This is a genomic window from bacterium, from assembly GCA_024226335.1.
GTDB lineage: Bacteria > Myxococcota_A > UBA9160 > SZUA-336 > SZUA-336 > JAAELY01.
Genome location: JAAELY010000529.1, coordinates 64192 through 82941 on the forward strand (window position 1 = coordinate 64192; position 18750 = coordinate 82941).

14 protein-coding genes are annotated in these 18750 nt (G+C 62.7%); 4 read left to right on the forward strand and 10 right to left on the reverse strand.

The features are described from left to right. Positions 1-10: 10 nt before the first annotated feature. Positions 11-706 carry a glutathione S-transferase gene (locus tag GY725_25800; protein ID MCP4007610.1) on the reverse strand — a complete coding sequence of 232 codons (696 nt, stop codon included), beginning with the start codon at positions 704-706 and terminating at the stop codon, positions 11-13. A gap of 130 nt (positions 707-836) precedes the next feature. Then, positions 837-2051 carry a helix-turn-helix domain-containing protein gene (locus GY725_25805; protein ID MCP4007611.1) on the reverse strand — a complete coding sequence of 405 codons (1215 nt, stop codon included), beginning with the start codon at positions 2049-2051 and terminating at the stop codon, positions 837-839. Between the two features lie 161 nt (positions 2052-2212). On the opposite strand from GY725_25805, the gene GY725_25810 reads away from it, so the two are divergent. Next, entirely contained in the window at positions 2213-3295 is a 1083-nt protein-coding gene (locus tag GY725_25810; protein ID MCP4007612.1) for a citrate synthase, read from the forward strand. 899 nt (positions 3296-4194) lie between these two features. On the opposite strand, the gene GY725_25815 is transcribed toward GY725_25810, so the two are convergent. Continuing rightward, positions 4195-6156: an acetoacetate--CoA ligase gene (locus GY725_25815; GenBank protein MCP4007613.1), complete on the reverse strand. Its 1962-nt coding sequence runs from the start codon at positions 6154-6156 to the stop codon at positions 4195-4197. 10 nt (positions 6157-6166) lie between these two features. After that, complete coding sequence (locus GY725_25820) at positions 6167-7192, reverse strand: aspartate-semialdehyde dehydrogenase (protein MCP4007614.1); 1026 nt, start codon at positions 7190-7192, stop codon at positions 6167-6169. A 253-nt stretch (positions 7193-7445) separates the two neighbouring features. Here GY725_25820 and GY725_25825 point away from each other — a divergent pair, with 253 nt between their 5' ends. Beyond that, a complete protein-coding gene (locus tag GY725_25825) occupies positions 7446-7907 on the forward strand; it encodes a hypothetical protein (protein MCP4007615.1) in 462 nt (153 codons plus the stop codon). 4 nt (positions 7908-7911) lie between these two features. Here GY725_25825 and GY725_25830 read toward each other — a convergent pair whose 3' ends face one another. Continuing rightward, complete coding sequence (locus tag GY725_25830) at positions 7912-9513, reverse strand: hypothetical protein (GenBank protein MCP4007616.1); 1602 nt, start codon at positions 9511-9513, stop codon at positions 7912-7914. 58 nt (positions 9514-9571) lie between these two features. Beyond that, a complete protein-coding gene (locus tag GY725_25835) occupies positions 9572-11800 on the reverse strand; it encodes a response regulator (protein ID MCP4007617.1) in 2229 nt (742 codons plus the stop codon). Between the two features lie 309 nt (positions 11801-12109). On the opposite strand from GY725_25835, the gene GY725_25840 reads away from it, so the two are divergent. After that, complete coding sequence (locus tag GY725_25840; GenBank protein ID MCP4007618.1) at positions 12110-13924, forward strand: aldehyde ferredoxin oxidoreductase family protein; 1815 nt, start codon at positions 12110-12112, stop codon at positions 13922-13924. A gap of 17 nt (positions 13925-13941) precedes the next feature. Next, on the forward strand, positions 13942-14223 hold the full coding sequence (locus GY725_25845) for a MoaD/ThiS family protein (protein MCP4007619.1): 282 nt from the start codon (positions 13942-13944) through the stop codon (positions 14221-14223). Positions 14224-14268: 45 nt separating this feature from the next. On the opposite strand, the gene GY725_25850 is transcribed toward GY725_25845, so the two are convergent. The 4 genes from GY725_25850 to GY725_25865 are packed head-to-tail and all read right to left on the reverse strand — an operon-like array spanning position 14269 to position 18716. Next, on the reverse strand, positions 14269-15513 hold the full coding sequence (locus GY725_25850; GenBank protein ID MCP4007620.1) for a NupC/NupG family nucleoside CNT transporter: 1245 nt from the start codon (positions 15511-15513) through the stop codon (positions 14269-14271). Positions 15514-15517: 4 nt separating this feature from the next. After that, positions 15518-16198, reverse strand: a complete 681-nt coding sequence (gene thiE, locus GY725_25855; GenBank protein ID MCP4007621.1) for a thiamine phosphate synthase — start codon at positions 16196-16198, stop codon at positions 15518-15520. After that, on the reverse strand, positions 16195-17628 hold the full coding sequence (locus GY725_25860; protein ID MCP4007622.1) for a sigma-54-dependent Fis family transcriptional regulator: 1434 nt from the start codon (positions 17626-17628) through the stop codon (positions 16195-16197). The genes thiE and GY725_25860 overlap by 4 nt, the downstream gene beginning before the upstream one ends. Further along, positions 17625-18716, reverse strand: a complete 1092-nt coding sequence (locus tag GY725_25865) for a PAS domain-containing protein (GenBank protein ID MCP4007623.1) — start codon at positions 18714-18716, stop codon at positions 17625-17627. The genes GY725_25860 and GY725_25865 overlap by 4 nt, the downstream gene beginning before the upstream one ends. Between the last annotated feature and the right edge of the window lie 34 nt (positions 18717-18750).

Sequence of the window (18750 nt, forward strand, 5' to 3'; positions counted from 1 at the left end):
TTCGATCCTCTCAGCGCGCGTAGTTCTTCCGCAGATGGCGGACGATATCGGCCGACTCGAACATCTCGATGCCTGTGTTGGGGTCGACCAGATACGGAACCATCAGCTTTCCGGATCGTTTCTCGAATGCCTCGCGACTGGGGCTGCCCTTGGCCACGTTGTGCAGTCGATAGGGGATTTCCAGACTCGTGAGTTCTTCGCGGACGATCCGGCAAAATGGCGACCCTTCAAAACTGTACAGTTCGAGTGGCAGGGCCGGCGGAGTGGCTTCCCGGTAGAAACTACCGAGACCGGGACGCAGAGCCGCCGCGATCATCGACCCCAGATCGGTGAGTGGCCCGGCGTTCAGGCTCAACGGCACACGGCCGTCGCCGTATTTCTCGAACAGGTAGCGCACGATTTCATTCGATTCGTACATCTCGACGCCGGTGTTGGGATCGACCAGATAGGGGAATTGTGCTTTGCCCGCGCGTTTGACGAGTTCGGTTCGATAGCGCGGTCCGTTTTTGGGGCAGGGCAGGATGTCGGCCTCCAGATCGAGCATCGAGAGTGCTTCTCGCACCTTTCGACAGAACGGACAGCCTTCGAATTCGTAGAGGGTCAAAGCTTGCTCTGGACGCGCTCCCAGACTGGAGATCGAGACACCTGCAGCCAGGCGCGACACGGTGGCCGCGGTGGATGTCGCGATGTCGAGGATGCGGTTCATGACAGATCTCCTTTCGGCGCCGTGAGCACTCTTCCTTCGGTATCGCCGAGGGAACCACTCCGAGCCTCGTTCAGACGCCGAAAATCAAGTCCGGAGAGTATATCGCGGCGCTTGGCCGGACTGGCGCCCGCTATTCCGGACCCCGATAGCGCGCCCTGGGTCGTATCAAGAATCCGGCTTCGTACTGCTCCAGGACATGCGCCACCCAGCCGGCGCAGCGCGCCACCGCGAAAAGAGTCGGTCCCATCCCGGGCGCCAGGCCGAGCGCAGCTGCGACCGCCGCGATCCCCACATCGGCGTTGGGGGCCGGGCGCTCCGCCGCCTCCATGGCCGCGACGATCGCCACCAGCGTCCGCACTCCAACCGAATCGGGTGCCAGGCGGCGGGCGCCCTCCAGGAGCGGGCCGCTGCGCGGATCGCCGCGCTGGTAGATCAGATGCCCAAAGCCGGGAATGGATTCACCGCGGCGCATGCGTGCGCGCACCGTAGTTTCGGCATTCTCGGGCGTACCGGCTTCGATCATCAGCGCTTCGACCTGCTCGCTCGCCCCGCTGTGCAACGGCCCGCTGGCCGTTCCCACCGCCGCCGAAAGACAGCCGTACAGGTCTGCACCCGTCGACGCTGCGACGCGTGCGGCGAACGCGGATGCGTTCAACTCGTGATCCGCCATGAGGATGAGCGTCTGCTCCAGCAGTCGAATCGCTGCGGGTTCGGGCGTGACACCGATGGCGGTGGCGAGAATTCCACTGACATTGCCTGCGGAGAGCGCCTCTTCGGCGACCCGCGGATCTCGCGATAACGCCAGAGAGGCCGCGAGCCGCGGAATCACCTGGCTAGCCCGTCGCAGCGTCGCTTCCGGACTCGTGTCGAAGCGCTCCGGATCTGCTGCCGCCAGCGCCGGCAGGCTGAGAGCCATGCAGATCAGCGGCGGAGTCCCGCCCGGTAGAAGTTCTGCCAGGCGCCGCCAGGAAACCGAAGGGCCGTCCGCGCGCCAGCGCGCCCCGGTCGGGGGCAGGTCACCGGTCCAGAGCAACTCCGCGACCGCCTCGAACTCGACCCCGCTCTGCGCGAGTTCCAGCGCGGGTCGGCCCCGGTACAGAGGACCCGCGTCCGAGAGTCCGGTGATCGAGGTATCGAGCAGCGGCTGCTCCGCCGAAAAGCCCCCGGCGGAACTCACCCGCCTGCGCGTGCCGCGCTGCACGCGCAGGCGGTTCAGTTCCGAGCGCAGATAGCGCCGCTCGCGCCGTCCGTCGGCCGGCAAGCTGCGCAGGAGCCCGCGACTGGTGTAGGCGTAGAGGGTTTCGACCTTCACCCCCAATAGGGCCGCAGCCTGTTTCGAGTCCAGAGTCTCGTGTTCGTCCACGGATCAACATTGATCCAGGTTTGCGCAGGATGCAACTGCGCTTCCTTCGCCCTGGAGGACGGATATATTGATTTTATTGATCAATATTGATTTTTGTGTCCGATTCGGGCACGCTGTCCAGAAAGCAAAGGGAGAAAAGCATGATGAGCAATGGTCTGGACGGGGTAGTCGTGGCGGAAACCAGACTCAGCCACATCGATGGAGAACGCGGGCGCCTGATCGTGCGCGGCTTCGACATCGAGTCTCTGGCAAAGCGAGCCAGTTTTGAGGATCTATGTGTTCTGCTCTGGACCGGGTCGCTTCCGAGCGCCGATGAGTGGGCAGAGATGTCGCGAGAACTCGGCGCCAGACGAGTCGAGGCATTCCAGAGCTGCGAAGCCCTGGGCGATGCGCTCTCGGCACCGGTCGCGATGGACGCTCTGCGCGCGTCCGTCGGGCACGTGGCCGACGGCGCTGATCCGGAACGCCAGAGAACTCGCCTGGTGGCGGCCGTCGCGGTATACGCGGCGGGTTGGTGGCGCACGCAGCAGGGCTTGCCGCTGGTGGCACCGAACCCGGAACTCGGTCACGCGGAAGATTATCTGCGCATGGTCAGTGGCGAGTCCCCGGACGAAGCCCGCAGAGCCGCGCTCGATGCCTATCTGGTGACAGTGGCCGATCACGGTATGAACGCTTCGACGTTCACCGCGCGCGTCGTCACTTCGACGGACTCCGACGCGGTGTCTGCCGTGGTCGCCGCAATCGGCGCCCTCAAGGGGCCCTTGCACGGCGGAGCTCCGGGGCCGGTCCTGGAGATGCTCGAAGCCATCGGCCGACCCGAGAACGCCGCAGACTGGATCGAGAACGAACTGGCTTCGGGCCGGCGCATCATGGGTCTCGGGCATCGCGTCTATCGTGTGCGCGATCCGCGCGCGGCTGTGCTCGAAACTGCCGTCGAAGCGCTTCGCCGGGCCGGGCTGTCCAACGACCGACTCGAACTCGCACGTGCGGTCGAAGGAGTGGCGGCGGAATCTCTCAAGCAACGCCATCCCGGGCGCAAGCTCGAAGCGAACATCGAGTTCTACACCGCAGTTCTATTGGACGCGCTCGGTCTGCCCGCGCAGATGTTCACGCCTAGCTTTGCTGTGGCGCGAGTTGCGGGTTGGCTTGCGCATATTGATGAACAGCGGGAGGTGGGGCGGATTATTCGGCCTCGGGCGGAGTATGTGGGGGAGATTCCGGCTTAGGGCTGAGGCAGCTGAGTCGGTCGGACGCAACCCCCCGCCGGTCGTGCTCCGCGTGCTTCGGTCAGGTGTTGCAGCGCTCTTTGGTGGCTCCGAAACGCCCGGCGGGGGGTTGCGTCCGACCTTCACGCCGCGCTCCGGCCTACCGTCGATTTCTGTGTGTCCGGGCTATGACGTTCGAATTCGACGAACTAACAGGAGTACAGTGCAGGCGAGTGTGAGCATTGCAAGCGGTCCCGCTTCTGGAACTGGGACTGTCAGGACGGCCGACAAAGCATAGAAGGCCTATCAGTGGCGGATGGTTGGGTATCAAAGCGTCCTTCTGCCCAGAGAGGATTGGTTACGAAGGACTCTCCCACCGATACAGTCGCTCCGCCCAAGTGGTATGTGGCAATGCCAGGGAAACCCGTACCTGGATAAACGAAGACAAACGCATGGGCACCGTTCTGATCGACTTCCAGAGGAGCGTCAAGAGTGCCGTCCCAGAGGTCGGTGTAGTCGGCTATGTCTGTTGAAGCTGCATTCCGAGTGCCGGTTGTCAGGAAGGCCAGTCGGTATTGGGCTCCGGATAGGAGGTCCGTAGGTGTTGTGATTGGTGTGGCTTTGCTCGGGGTTGCCAGAAGGAGGGGTGCGGCGAGCATGAGGATCACCGTGCAGACGTGAGACAGACTGCGTCGAGTCGCCGAATCAACCATAGCGTTCCAGTGTATCGCGAGATCGGCTCACGGAAGCACAAAATCCACCCGCCCAATGGATAAGGGCAGAGTGCAGCGGGGAGGTCGAAAGCAACCCCCACCGGGCGTTTCGGAGCCACCAAAGAGCGCTACAAGGTCCAAACGAAGCACGCGGAGCACGACCGGTGGGGGTTGCTTTCGACCGGCTCAGCTACCCGCAACGCCCGTTCAGCGCAACTCCGATCGGTTCTCGAACTCCAGAAGAGTCTCCGGATTCGCCAGCGCGTCGATGTTCTTGACCGGGCGGCCGTGTACGACGTCGCGAACGGCTAGTTCAACGATCTTGCCGCTCTTGGTGCGAGGGATGTCGCTGACCTGCGCGATGACTGCGGGCACGTGACGCGGTGTCGCGTGTGCGCGAACGGCGGCTCGGATCTCGTCGCGCAGATCGTCGTCGAGTTCCAGGCCTTCGCGCAGCTTGACAAAGAGCACTACGCGCACGTCGCTCTGCCAGGACTGACCGATCACGAGGCCCTCGATCACCTGATCGAGTTGTTCGACGGGGCGGTAGATTTCGGCGGTGCCGATGCGCACGCCACCGGGATTGAGTACAGCGTCGGAACGGCCGTAGATGATCATGCCACCGTGCTCGGTGATCTCGACCCAGTCGCCGTGACACCACACATCGGGATAGCGTTGGAAATACGACGCACGGTAGCGTTCGTCCCCCGGGTCATTCCAGAAGCCGACCGGCATCGACGGGAAGGGCTTCTTGCACACCAGTTCGCCCTTCTCCTGCGTCAGCGAGTTGCCCTCGTCGTCGAATACAGCGATGTCCATGCCCAGTGCGAGGGCCTGGACCTCGCCGCGCCACACCGGTCCCGTCGGGTCCCCGGCGACGAAGCAACCGGCGATGTCGGTGCCGCCAGAGATCGATGAGAGCCATACGTCGTTTTTGATCGAGCGATACACGAAGTCGAAACTTTCCGGGGCCAGTGGGGATCCCGTCGATAGGATCGCTCGCACACTGCTCAGATCGTGCGACTCGATCGGCTTCAAACCGGATTTTGCGACGGCGTCGATGTACTTCGCCGAGGTGCCGAATACATCGACGCGTTCGCGATCGGCTAGATCCCAGAGTACCTCGGGTCCCGGATGGAAGGGTGAACCGTCGTACAAGACCAGCGAACTCTCCGACGCGAGAGCGCCAACCAGCCAGTTCCACATCATCCAGCCGCAGGTCGTGAAGTAGAACAGGCGATCGTCGCGGCCCAGATCGCATTGCAATCGGTGTTCCTTGATGTGCTGGAGAAGCGTTCCGCCGGTCCCGTGAACGATGCACTTCGGCTGACCGGTTGTTCCCGATGAATAGAGGATGTAGAGCGGGTGGTGGAAGGGGACGCGCTCGAAGTCGAGCGGTGCATCGCTTCGAGAACTCAGTTCGGAAAAATCGTGTGCGCCCCGTCCAGGTCTTCCCAGACCCGCGCGGCTCTTTTCTGGAGTATCCGCGAACGAGACCCGTACGATCGATTCCAGGCTGGGCAATGCGTCTGCGATCTCGACGACCCGTTCGCCCAGGTCGTGTTTGCGCCCGTTGTAAAAATAGCCGTCGACCGCGAACAGGATCTTCGGCTCGATCTGTCCGAAACGATCGATCACGCCGCGCACTCCGAAGTCCGGGGAGCACGACGACCAGATCGCGCCCAGGCTGGTGGCCGCCAGCATTGCGATCAGGCTCTCGGGGATGTTCGGCAGATAGGCGCCGATGCGATCCCCGCGGACTACGCCGAGCTCGCGCAAGGAAGCGGCCAGGGCGGCAACCGATGTGCGCAGATCGGCGTAGCTGAGACTGCTGCGCGCGCCGTGTTCTCCCTGGAATACGAGCGCCTGTGCATCGTCGCTTCGCCGCAAGAGATTCTCGGCGAACGAGAGGTGTGCGTCGGGGAAGAAGCGCGCCCCGGGCATGCGCTCGGCATCGACCAGAGTCGGTCCTGAACCGCGTTCCCCGATCACCTCGCCAAAACGCCAGAGGGCTTCCCAGAAGGCCGGGGTATCGCGCACGGACCAGCCCTGCAAAGCCGCGTAGTCCCGCAATTCGAGCCCGGTTTCCGCTTCCATCAGACGGCGGAACGCCGTCAGTTGGGAACTCTCCACACGTTCTGCGGACGGACTCCAGAGCGGCTCGCCCACGGCTGCGTTCCTACTTCAGGCCGCGCGCGATCAGTTCTTCGGCAATCTGGACTGCGTTGGTCGCAGCACCCTTGCGCAGATTGTCGCCAACCTCCCAGAGCCAGAGGCGATCGCTGCCCAGATCGCGGCGGATCCGCCCGACCAGAATTTCGTCTTTGCCTTCGACGTCGGCCGGCGTGGGGAAGGTATTGGTCGACGGGTCGTCGACCACCTGAACGCCGGGAAAGGCCGCCAGTGCTTCGCGCGCCTGATCGGGGGACAGGGCTCGCTCGGTTTCGATCAGCACCGAGGCCGAGTGCCCCACCGGAACGGGAACGCGCACGCAGGTCATCGTCACGTCGAGCCTGGGCATTGCCATGATCTTCCGGGTCTCGAACAGCAGCTTTACTTCTTCGGTCGAGTAACCGTCCTCTCGGAAGTTCTCGCACAGCGGCACAACGTTGTTCGCGATTCGCGCTGCGAATTTCTCGGGTGCGGGCTGAGCACTGCCCTCGTGAAATGCGTTCTGCTGACTTTCGAGCTCTTCGATCCCGGGCAGTCCCGCACCGCTCACCGCCTGCATGGTGGTGACGACCGCGCTCTTCAGACCGACCGCGCGACGCAGGGGTTCGAGCACCATGACCAGCGGAATGGTCGTGCAATTGGGACACGAGATGATGCCCTGGTGCTTCTCGACCGCCGCGCCATTGACCTCCGGTACCACCAGCGGAACCTCGTCCGACATGCGCCAGGTGCTCGACTTGTCGATGGCGATGCCACCCCGGGCCGCAACCTCCGGAGCCAGGTCCTTCGAGAGCGTTCCCGTGGCCGCAAAGAAGACGAGGTCGGCGCCATCGAAGGCCTTGGGTTCGGCGACCTTCACCTCGATGTCCCGTCCCGTGAACGGAACTGTCGTACCAGCGGATCGCTCGCTCGCCAGCGGTCGCAGTTCCCCTACCGGGAAGCTGCGCTGCTCGAGCACGCGAAGTAATACCTCGCCGACCGCGCCGGTTGCACCGACGATGGCGACGACTCGATCGCGTTGCGCATCAGCCATCGGAATCCGTCCTCCTCGAAAAAGACATCGGCTTCGCGGCCCCGTTCGTACAACCCGTCCGTACACCCCGGTGCATACACCAGCACGTGGGGGCGCGGCGTCGCCGCGCGGGGCTCGGGGGCGAGCCGACTTCATCGTACAGAGTCCTGCGGTCGCGGCCAACCCCGTAGGTTCCCTGGCCTCCGGGACCCAGCGAAGCTCCCTTCAGCGCATTCCCCTACAATGCTCCCTCAACGGCGAAAGGGGACCCAGGATGATCCGTTGGCAGGAGTTCGCGCAGCGGCGACCGGACCTGGCCGAGATCGGCCAGAAGCGGATCTTCCAGTTCGGCCCGGGTCTCGCCTTTCTGGCGACCGTGCGCAAGGACGGCGGCCCGCGCATGCATCCGATCTGTCCGGTCCTGGCGCAGGGAGGTCTGTATTTCTTCTGTCGACCCACCTCGCCCAAGAGCGCGGATCTGCGGCGCGACGGTCGCTATGCACTGCACTGCTTCCCCCCACCACCCGAGGGACAGGACGAAGAGTTCTACTGCACCGGGACTGCGAGCGTGATCGAAGCTGCCGGGATCCGCGATGCGGCCATCGAGGCGGCGCTGCACGAGATCCACGGCGACGATCTTTGCGTGGAGTTCCTGATCGAGCGCGTGCTGCACACCACCTGGAACAATTGGGGTCAACCGGACACGAGTCCGAACCACGAAGTCTGGCGAGCCTGAGCCATCAGCGGCGCACGCGCGTGCGCACGTCGATCAGTTCCAGACTGCCAAAACGGCTGAGCGTGTGCGTGCCGTTGCCCTCGGGGTACCAGCTGGGATCGATGTGCTCGAGCGGTGTTTCGCGATAGTCGGTCTCGCTGAGCACGTCCACGCGATTGAGTGAAATTCCCCAGCCGTACAAGTGGGCGCAATCTTGACCGGGTCGGATCAGCAGGCCATTGCGTCGAAAGAGCGTTCCCGCGGGTCGCGCACGCGTCACGTCGCTCACCACCGGGTTGCGCGGATGCGGCGTGAATGGACCGAGAGGCGAATCGGCGAAGTACAGGTGCAACTCGTTGGCGAGCGTGTCGACACCCGAGCCCAGGCTGACGAACAGCCAGGTCCGACCCTCTTCCACGTGCAGCGTCGCGTCGGCTGCTTGAACGTTCTCGAGTAGTGTGGTCGCGAGTTCCCAACGAGTGGGAAATTCGATCGCGCGATACAACTCGAGCGTTCGATTCTCCTCGGTCTCCGGCATCATGTAGATCTCGCCGGCGTGCTGGAACACGAAGGGATAAGACAGGTGGTAGTCGCGCTCGAGCACGGGGTGGATCTCGCCGGGTTGTCCCTGGGCGTCAATGTCGATGCACGAGATTCCCGCACGTCCCCGGGTGAAGTCCAGGTCTTCGAAGAACACGAAGCTGCGTCCGTCCACGCGGATTCCGAACGGATCCGCGTGAAAGTGCCCGGGCGGTGGTTCGAGGAACCGGAATGAGTCCACCTGAATGGGCGCCAGGGTGTTCTCTTGAAAGCGCCGCCAGCCGATCTTCCACTGGTTTCGGCGGAGGCGGTTCGAAAGCCGGTTGTTCAGCAGTCGCGTCGCGAGTCGGCCCAGGAACAGCACGGTCGAAAACAAACCCGGTCGGCCGCGCTTTCGCGGTTTCCCCGAGTCGCTGTGTTCCGCTTCGACGGCGGTGAGTCCCTGGGCGCCCTGCAGATAAGCGATGCGCAGACAGCGCGGTACGAGTCGCGCGGCCCGCCGAGCCGATGCGCCGCGATTGCGTTGCAACGAAGTCTTGTCGGTGGCTCCCAGCGAACGCATCAGGATGCGATCCCCGCCCGTCGCTTCTCGTATCAGGCATTCACCCGTGACGTCGTTGTCATCTGAGATTTCCCAGAATCCGGGTGTGGCACCGTCATAGGAACGCAGATCTGCAGGTCGATGGGTCCATACTCCGAAAGTCGTCAGCTTGCTCAGGGCGCCCGCTGGACCCTGGAATCCGAAACGCAGTACTACATCGGCGCCACACGCCCGGATGCTCTCGAGTGCCTCGGCTTCGAGCACTTGCGCGCTCTCGCGTTCGACGTCCTGCAGGAGATCCGAGACGTCGACGAGTGCGAGTGGATCATCGGGACCCGCGACCAGACCACGATCGATACTCTCGTAGCTTCGGAGTAACGGATTTGTGCTTCGCATTGCGACCGGTCGTTCGTTCAGGATCACGCGCCGCAGTTCTACGAAATCACACGCCCGCAATTCCTCGAGCAACTCCCGAACCCAACGCTCGACTCGCAGGGCATCGAGCAGCAGAACGATCTTCAGAGGTTCCGTGTCGGAATTGCTCATGTATTCGATCCTAGCAGGATGGCAGGCCTAGGCTCCATGGGGTACTGCGCGGAAAGCGTCAGGATCCTGGTGAATCCAGAATGGCTCTGACCCGTTGCAGCAGTGTCCTCGAGTCGAATGGCTTGGGCAGGTACTCGAGGTTGACGAAGGTCTCTCCAAGGGCATCGCTGACGTCCGATGCATAACCGGAGACGAACAGCGTGCGCAGCTTCGGGTATCTCGACACCAGAGTACCCGCTAGTTCGGAGCCATTCATTCCGGGCATGATGAGGTCCGAAACCAGGATGTCGATGTCCCCAGCGTGGGCGGCCGCCACAGCGATGGCCTCATCACCGCATGCCGCCTCGATCACCGTGTAACCGGCATCTCGCAGCATCCTGGAGGTAACGCGACGCACCAGGACCTCGTCTTCGCATAGCAGGACAGTGTGGCTCGTGTGCGGTGTCTTGTGGCCATTCTCCGTCTTCCTGGCGGGAGTTTCTTCTTCGACCTCGGGCAGGAGTACCTCGAATATCGATCCCTCACCCTGGGCACTCTGTACGGAAATCTCTCCACCCAGTTGTTGCACGGTCCCATAAACCGTGGCCAGGCCAAGACCCGTTCCCTCTCCGACTGGCTTGGTGGTGAAAAACGGTTCGAAGATGCGAGCTCTGGTCGCGGGCTCCATGCCAGTGCCGGTATCGCTTACCGTCAGCCGCGCGAAGCGGCTGAGGCGTCGCTCTTCGGTCGTGGTGTTCTCGGCCGCGGAATCGATCTGGATTGTGATCGCACCCTGTTGCTGAATGGAATCGACCGCATTGACCACAAGGTTCATGATGACCTGCTCGAGTTGGTTCGTGTCGGCACGAACCAAGTACGGTGTGGGGTTCGGCCGGACCATCAGCTGGACATCTTCGCGAATCAGTCGGTGCAACAGCCTTTCCATACTGCCGACGACGCTGTTCAGGTCGACCACGATGGGTTTCACGATTTGCTTGCGGCTGAAGGCAAGCAGTTGCCGTGTCAGGGCGGCCGCGCGAGTTCCGGCCGTCTGGATCTCTTCGAGAATCTCAGCTTGGGAGCCTTTTGATAGGTCCGTCTCCCCGATGATCAGTTCTGCATTGCCCAGGATTACAGTCAGGAGATTGTTGAAGTCGTGGGCGACACCTCCGGCGAGACGCCCGAGGGCCTCCATCTTCTGAGACTGCCTGAGTTGCTCGGCCAGCGCCTTTCGCTCGGCCTCCGCCTTTTTGCGGCGCCTGATGTTGGCCAGCAGCAGTGTGATGATGGACACGAGCATGAAGCCTATTCCGAGCGTCGCCCAGACCAGGTACCGATTCTGCGTGTAGAAGCTGACGGGACCAAACTCGATACTGCTTCCCACCGGCAGATTGCCCTCGCGGACTCCGAATCGGCTCATCTGGCGGAAGTCGAAGAAAGGCTTGTAGACGGATTTCGCTACGATCGGGATGTCATCCGCTCGTTCACCTGCCAGCACTCGTTTAGCCAGGGCCGCCGTGTTCTTGCCGTGCAACTCCGGGTCGTTCAATCTTCCGCCCAGGATGCCCTGCCCCAAAAGGAGTGCGCCCCACATTCCGTAGACCGGGACGGTACTTGCTTCGGAGAGAATCGGCAGTTGCTCGGCGAAGGAGAAGTAGTTTCCGGCGTTGTCCTCGTGAATGGCTAGCAGCAGCAGGGCGGTGTCCGGTTCCAGCTTGGCGACATCCCGGTAGAGCTCGTCGAGGGTGAAGTCGTCCCAGAGTTCCAGTCGCAGGTCCGGGCCAGAAGTTTGCTCGGTGAACTCCCGGATGACTTCCCGGGCGCGCGTTCCCATACGCGCTCCGAAAGAAGTCTTGTCCGCCAGCATGATGATCCGGCGAACCGCGGGTTGGACGCCCCTGATCATGCGGACGTTCCCCGCGATCTCCATCCCTTCGAGGATCCCTGTATATCCGCTATGCCCATCGAGTGTCTCGGGATCAAAGACATTGACCCCGCAGAAGACGACGGGTGTGCCAGGGTAGAGATTGTCACGATTGCGCAGCAGATAGCGAAACGCGCCATCGTCGCTCGCGATGATCACCGACGGTGGGTACCGGGCGGCCTTGTGACGGAGCGTCTCCGTGAGCTTTTCCTCGTACACCCTGTCATCGACGAAGCGCCGTTCGTCCATGTACTCGATGTGGATGTGTTCTTCGAGCACGGTGTCACTCAGGCCCTCGCGAACCCCGTTGACCAGGCGCGCAGTCCACTCGTACTGGGGATGGTAGGAGTTGAGGACCAGAACGCGCGGCGCCTCGTTCTCCACCTGCTGCGCCTGAGCGGCCGGCACTAGCAAGAAGGAAAGCAAGGCCCAGCAGGACAGATTCAATCGATGGATTTTGGCCAGCGTTAGTCTCCGCACGGGTCAGCGAGTAGGTGGACAGTATAGTGCCCTACGAGTCAACAGGTGCCCCTCGCGATGGCTGCTCAAATCGAAGGGCATTTCTGAGGGGAACTCCAAGGGTCAGTTCGGTCGCAGCCCGGGACGAGACAGTCCAGCGGATTCCTCAGGCCCTGGGGGGAGAACCGCCGCGCTAGACTCCCGGTACTGGCTCGAGCAAGAAGGAGAAGTCTCATGCAACTCGACCTCTTTGGTGAGGCGATCGCCCATATTGATCTCGTGAATTGGAGCTGGGCCATGAAGCCGGCTCCCGGGGATTGGGTCGAGAAGTACGTGGGGGGGCGTGGGCTCGGGGTGCGTTATGTGCTCGAGAACGGTTGCGGGGTCGAGCCGCTTTCCGCCGAAAATCTCTTGTGTTTCCTGACCGGTCCGCTGACGGGCAGCGAGACGAGCATGAGCGGCCGTTGGGCTTGCGTGACCCGATCTCCCCTGACGGGGACCGTGACCGATAGTCACCAGGGTGGCTGGGCTGGAGCGCGCTTGCGCTGGGCCGGTTTCGACGGCCTCGTCTTCGAAGGAGCTGCCGCTACGCCTACTTACATACTGGTGGAGGACGGCGGGATCTCTTTTCACGATGCCGGCGAACTCTGGGGGTTGGGTATTCACGAAACGGTGAATCTTCTCACGGAGCGTCACGGAGGCAAGGACGTCTCCGTCAACGCGATCGGGCCAGCGGGTGAGAACCTGAGTCGTTTCGCGGCCTGGGTGAATGAAGACGATCGCGCTTTCGGTCGGGGCGGTACGGGTGCTGTCGGCGGAGTGAAGAATCTCAAAGCCATCGTCATACGCGCCAATCGCAAGAAGAGCAGCGTGTCCGATCCCCAACGGTGGAAGCAGGTACGGAATCGAGCTCTGGATCGGATTCGAGACGAAGCGAACATAACGAGTCCCAAAAAGGGCGGACTCTCTGTCTACGGAACCAACGTCATCACGAACATCACCAATAGCATGGGCGCTCTGGGAACCCGCAATAGCCAGAGCACGTCCTTTGGCGATCGTGCCGAGGCCATCAGTGGTGAGCGCGTGGCAGAGACGATCCTCTCGGGCAATCCGACCTGCCACGCCTGCCCGGTGGCGTGCAAGAAGGAGGTCGAGGTCAAAGAGGGGCCGTGGAAGGGTTTGAAGATGGAGAGTGTCGAGTACGAAAACGCCTGGTCCCTGGGTGCAAACTGCGCCAACGATGATCTCGGTTCCATCGCCAAGCTCATCGACCAGTGCAACGATCTGGGCATGGATCCCATCGAGCTGGGCCACGCCCTGTCGGTCTACATGGAGGCCAGTGAGCGCGGCTGGGTAGCGGAAGAGCGGCTCGAGTGGGGTGATTTCTCCGGAATGGTCGAGATGACCGCTTCCATCGCCGCTCGAGAAGGGATAGGGGACCTGCTGGCCGAGGGGCCGGCGCGCGCGGCCGAGAAACTCGGCCATCCGGAGATCGCGATGGTTGCGAAGGGGCAGGCGGTTCCCGCCTACGATCCCCGCGGTCTGAAGGGGATGGGGCTCGCCTATGCCACGAGCAATCGCGGAGCCTGTCATCTACGAGGTTATGTCGCAGCAGCGGAGCTCGGCGTGGTGCCGATCGAGGCCGATCCCCTGGAGTGGCGTGGCAAGGGAGCGCTGCTCAAGACCTTCCAGGATCTGCAAGCCTTCGGTGACAGTCTGGACCTGTGCAAGTTCAGCACTTTCGCGCAAGGCGCACAGGAATACGCCGAGCAATATTCGGTCGCGATGGGAAAGCCCATGTCCGCAGACGATGTGATGGAGGCGGGCGAACGGATCTACAACCTCGAGCGCCACTACAACAACCTGGCCGGGTTCGGCGCCGGGTCGGATACGCTTCCGGCGCGCTTCCTCCAGGAGCCGTCGGACTCCGGCGGATCCAAGGGGCAGGTCTGCGAGCTGGAGCCCATGCTGGAAGAGTACTACCGAGAGCGGGGCTGGATAGACGGAGTGGTTCCGCAGGCCGTGCTCGAGCGTCTTCAGATACCCTGATCGAGATGGAACGGACCGTGCGCGTCAGGGTCTATGCCACACTTCGTGAGATCGTGGGCGGGACCGCAATCGACATCTCATTGGAAGAAGGCGCCAGGGTCCGCGATCTCGTACAGGAGATGACGACCCGCTGGCCCGAACTCGGCGCGCTGATGCTCGACGAGTGCAGTGAGTTGTCCCGGCGCGTCCACGTTTTCATCGACGGGCGCAGCGCGCGTCATCTGCCTGATCACTCCGATACGGTACTTCCCGTTTCAGCCGAGATCGAGATCTTCCCGGCGATCGCGGGAGGATGCTAGTTGTTCCGGTTCCCGCAGGATGTTCCCGTCGATCAGAACAGGTGCCTAGAGAACGATGCCTGCGATGGCTCCGGTCAGGAAGGTCGCCAGGGATCCCGCAACCAGAGCCCGCATGCCGTCGTGCGCGATGTCGCTGCGTCGGCTGGGAGCGATGCCGCCGAGTCCTCCGATCAGCACTGCGAGCGAACCGAAATTGGCGAAACCGCATAGCGCGTAGCTCGCGATCACGATCGAGCGCGGATCGAGGGTCGTCTTCAGGTCCGAAAGCATTTGATAGGCGAGGAACTCGTTGAGCACGGTCTTGACTCCAAGCATTCGTCCGACGCTCTGGCAGTCCTGCCATGGAACGCCCAGAACAAAGGCGAGCGGCGCGAGTACGAATCCCAGAATGCGTTCGAAACTCAGATCTTCGATGCCTACGAGCCCGCCCGCCCAGATCAGGCCGGAGTTGAGCAGGTAGACCAGCGCGACGAAGGCCAGGAGCATGGCGCCGATGTTCAGAGCGAGCTGCATCCCGATCGCGGCTCCGCTGGCCGCGGCGTCGATTGAGTTGACCGTCGTGCGTTCATTGCTGATCTCGGCTCCGCCCAGGGTCGCCGGGACGCCGGATTCCGGAAGCATGATCTTGGCAATGGCCACGGCTGCTGGCGCGGACATAAAGCTCGCAGCAACGAGATGTCCCGCGAATTCCGGCCCCACCATTCCCATATACGCGAAGAGCACCGTCCCGGCGACTGTTGCCAGACCTGCCGTCATCACGCAGAAGAGCTCGCTGCGGGTGAGTGACTCGACATAGGGTCGGATCATGAGCGGCGCTTCCGTCATGCCCAGGAATACGTTTGCGATTACAGCGAGCGATTCCGCACCGCTGATGTTCAGACCGCGTCGCATGCCGCGTGCGAGCCAGCCGACCACGCGCTGAAGCACGCCGAAATGGTGGAGCACGGAGAACACGCTGCTCAGGAAGATGATGATCGGAAGTGCGCGGATCGCGAATACGAAAGGCAGTCGGACCGGGGCGCCGTCGCTTCCCATCACCTCGGCGGGCCAACGGCCGAAAAGGAAATCGATACCGACGTCGGCTGCCGAAATGAACGCCGCTGCGGCCTGGTTGATGGCCTCGAAGAAGCTCGCACCCCAGGGCGTGCGCAGAATGGCCAGCGCAATGACGAGTTGAAGACCGAGTGCGATCAGTACGGGCCGCCAGGCGATGCTGCGGCGATCAGTCGAAACCGCCCACGCGATTCCAATCAGGACAGCAATCCCCAGCAAACCAGTGGCGCGTTCCACGAGTTCAGGTCCTTTCTTGGGGGGATTCTTTTCGAGCCTTTGAGTGGGCGGACTCGAAGCCTTCTACAAGGTAACGCGTCGCCTGGAAGGGATCTTCAGCGGCCGTGATCGCCGAGATCAGCGCAGCCGCACTTGCTCCCGCCTCGCACACCCCGGCGAGATTCTGCGCGTCGATACCGCCGATCGCCACCAGTGGATGCACGGCAAGGGTCACGGCCTCGCTGAGCAGCGCGAGTCCGCGCGCGGCGTACTCCGAGTCCTTTGACCGGGTGCCGAAAACCGGTCCAAACGCCACGTAGTCGATCGGTCGGGTGCGACTCGCTTCGACCTGTTCCAGTGTATGAGTTGAAAGCCCGACGATCAGTTTCTCGCGGATGGACTTGGGGACGCGTTCTGGCGGAAGATCGTCGTGACCCAGGTGCACGCCGTGGGCGCCGGAGAGATCGGCGAGGTCGAAGCGATCGTTGATGATCAATAGCGCGCCGGCTTCAGTCGCGCGGCCGGCTGCCCAAGCCGCCAGTTCGAGCGCCTCGCCGTCATCGGTGTGCTTGAGGCGCAACTGGATTACGCTGGCACCGCCTTCCAGCATTGCCTCTACCTGGGCCCGCACATCGTGCGGCCAGCGCGGGTCGTCGTCCGCGAGCGGGTAGATGCCCCGAACGCGCTGCACGTGCTTCGAGTTCACTCCGCCGATTCCTGCGAAGTACCTTCGATTCCGAGCTCGCCGATCTTCTTGCGCAGGGTGTTGCGATTGATTCCGAGCAGGCGAGCTGCCTGGATCTGGTTGCCGCCAGATCGTTCGAATGCCTCGCTGATCACAGAGCGCTCCAATCGCTCCACGAAGCTCCAGTACGGACCGGTCTCTTCGGTGTCCCCCAGTTCATCGAGTGCCTCGGCAAACTCGCGCCTCGCCAGTTGTGTCCAATCCGTCGAGGTCGTACGCGAAACTTCGGTTGCGTGCGCAATGTCTTCGGGTGTGAGCACATCACCCGAAGAGAGTACCAGGGCGCGCTTGATCACATTCTCCAACTCGCGCACGTTTCCGGGCCAACTGTGGTCCTGCAACTGGTTGATGGCGGCTTCAGTCGGCCAGCGCTGTGGCACGCCGAGTTCGTCGGAGAAGCGTTCGATGAAATGTTGAGCGAGCACCGGGACGTCTTTTCGACGCTCGCGAAGCGGTGCAATGCGAATGGGAACAACGTTGAGCCGGAAGTAGAGATCCTCGCGAAAACGCTTCTGCTCGACCAGTTTTTCCAGGTCCTGATGAGTCGCCGCCAGGATGCGAACGTCGATGGGTACCGAACGCTTGCTGCCCAGTGGAGTGACTTCCTTTTCCTGGAGCACGCGCAAAAGCTTGGCCTGGAGCGCCGGGGGAAGATCGCCGATCTCATCGAGCAAGAGCGTTCCACCTTCGGCCTCGCGGAAGCGTCCTGTTCGGGATTCGACTGCGCCGGTGAAGGCGCCCTTTTCGTGGCCGAACAACTCGGCTTCGATCAGTTCTGACGGCAAGGCCGACATATTGACCGCTACGAAGTTCCCTTCGCGTCGTCGGCTGTGATAGTGGATCGCGCGCGCGACCAGTTCCTTGCCGGTACCGCTCTCGCCCAGGACCAGCACCGCGGCATCGCTCATCGCGACGCGCCCGATCGTCTTGAAGGTCTCGAGCATCGCCGGACTCTCGCCCACCAGGACTTCGCCGCCTCGGAATGCGTCGCCCACCTTCCGCCGCAGTTCCGCGACCTCGCCGCGCAAGCTGTGTAGTTGCCGCGCCTTTTCCACCAGGGCATCGACTTCCTTCAGGTCGAAGGGCTTGGTCAGGTAGTCAAAGGCCCCGCGCTTCATCGCCTCGATCGCGTTGTCGAAGGTGTTCTGGGCGGTGATGATCACGATCAGTGGGCCGGAGTTCCCGCGGGCCTGCACTTCGTCGAGCAGATCGAGCCCGGATGCACCCGGCATGCGGATGTCGAGGAAGGCCATGTCGAACTTGTCCGACAGCAAGAGTTCCCGCGCGCGTTCACCGTCTTCCGCCTCGACGATCTCGTGATCGACTTCCAGAAACTCGCGCAAGACGAAGCGGATCGAGCTCTCATCGTCGGCGATCAGAATTCGGCTCATGCCGACCTCGAAATGGAAAGGGGTAGATAGACACGCATGCGCGTCCCTTCACCGAGGTTGCTCGATACCTGGATGCGTCCTCCGTGCCGCACCGTCCAGTGTTGCGCGATGGCCAGGCCGAGTCCCGAACCGCTGACGCGCTGAGTGAAGAACGGCGTGAAGATATGCGGCAGGTCCTCGGGCGGTATTCCCGAGCCCGTGTCTTCCACCTCCACTCGCACCATGCGAACGGGCGTCGGCTGGTCGCGTGAAACCTGATAGCTGGCGTCGACGCGTGTACGCAGCGTGAGCCGGCCCTTCCCGCCCATGGCCTGCACCGCGTTTCGCACGAGGTTCAGGACTACCTGCGTGAAGCGGTCAGAATCCAGTTCGATGTCGGGAATGCTCACGTCGTACTCGCGCTGGACTTCGATTGTTTCCCAGCCTTCGGACGGAGCCTGTAGATCGATCAGATCGTCCATGACCCGGTGCAGGTTCGTGGGGCGCAGGTTCAGATCACCGCTATGCGTGAGTTCCGCCAGGTCGTCGAGCAGGCGCCGCATGCGGTCGGTTTCGTCGCGAATCAACTCCGGGAAGCGCAGTAGCGCCCGGTCTTCGAGTTTTCCGATCAGCAGTTCCGCCGATCCGCGGATGCCTCCAAGCGGATTGCGGAGTTCGTGTGCGATGCCCGCGGCCAGTTGTGCAAAGAGTTCCGAGCGTGCGTGCTGGTCGATCAGGTCTTCGAGTTCGAGTCCGATCGTGCGGTCGTGAAGGGAGAGCACTGCGCCCGCAGTTTCGTGGCCGACACCGACCGGCGACACCGAGAGATCGACCAGCAACTCCTCACCGCCTAATCGCGAGGGGATTCCGATCGCGTGTTCGGAGAGTTCCCGGTCTTCTTCGAGGGCCTGTCGGATCAGGCTCACGGCCGGATGCGTTCGGATCAGGCATTCCTCCAGAGTCCGTCCCAACGTGGTGACTGCCGACACGCCCAAGATGCGACTGGCCTCGGGATTCTGGAGTTCGACCCGGCCGTCGGAATCCACCGCCAGAATCCCAACCGACACCGATCCCAGGATTGCATCGAGTCGTGCTAAATCGGCACTCATGGCCGCCGACTCCGGACGCTCTGGGATTTCCGGC

Bases quoted from the DNA above. Each gene is read 5' to 3' on its own strand.
- GY725_25860 (MCP4007622.1), bottom strand. From the start codon at position 17,628: ATGAGCCGAATTCTGATCGCCGACGATGAGAGCTCGATCCGCTTCGTC.
- GY725_25800 (MCP4007610.1), bottom strand. From the start codon at position 706: ATGAACCGCATCCTCGACATCGCGACATCCACCGCGGCCACCGTGTCG.
- GY725_25820 (MCP4007614.1), bottom strand. From the start codon at position 7,192: ATGGCTGATGCGCAACGCGATCGAGTCGTCGCCATCGTCGGTGCAACC.
- GY725_25825 (MCP4007615.1), top strand. From the start codon at position 7,446: ATGATCCGTTGGCAGGAGTTCGCGCAGCGGCGACCGGACCTGGCCGAG.
- GY725_25830 (MCP4007616.1), bottom strand. From the start codon at position 9,513: ATGAGCAATTCCGACACGGAACCTCTGAAGATCGTTCTGCTGCTCGAT.
- GY725_25810 (MCP4007612.1), top strand. From the start codon at position 2,213: ATGAGCAATGGTCTGGACGGGGTAGTCGTGGCGGAAACCAGACTCAGC.
- GY725_25865 (MCP4007623.1), bottom strand. From the start codon at position 18,716: ATGAGTGCCGATTTAGCACGACTCGATGCAATCCTGGGATCGGTGTCG.
- GY725_25840 (MCP4007618.1), top strand. From the start codon at position 12,110: ATGCAACTCGACCTCTTTGGTGAGGCGATCGCCCATATTGATCTCGTG.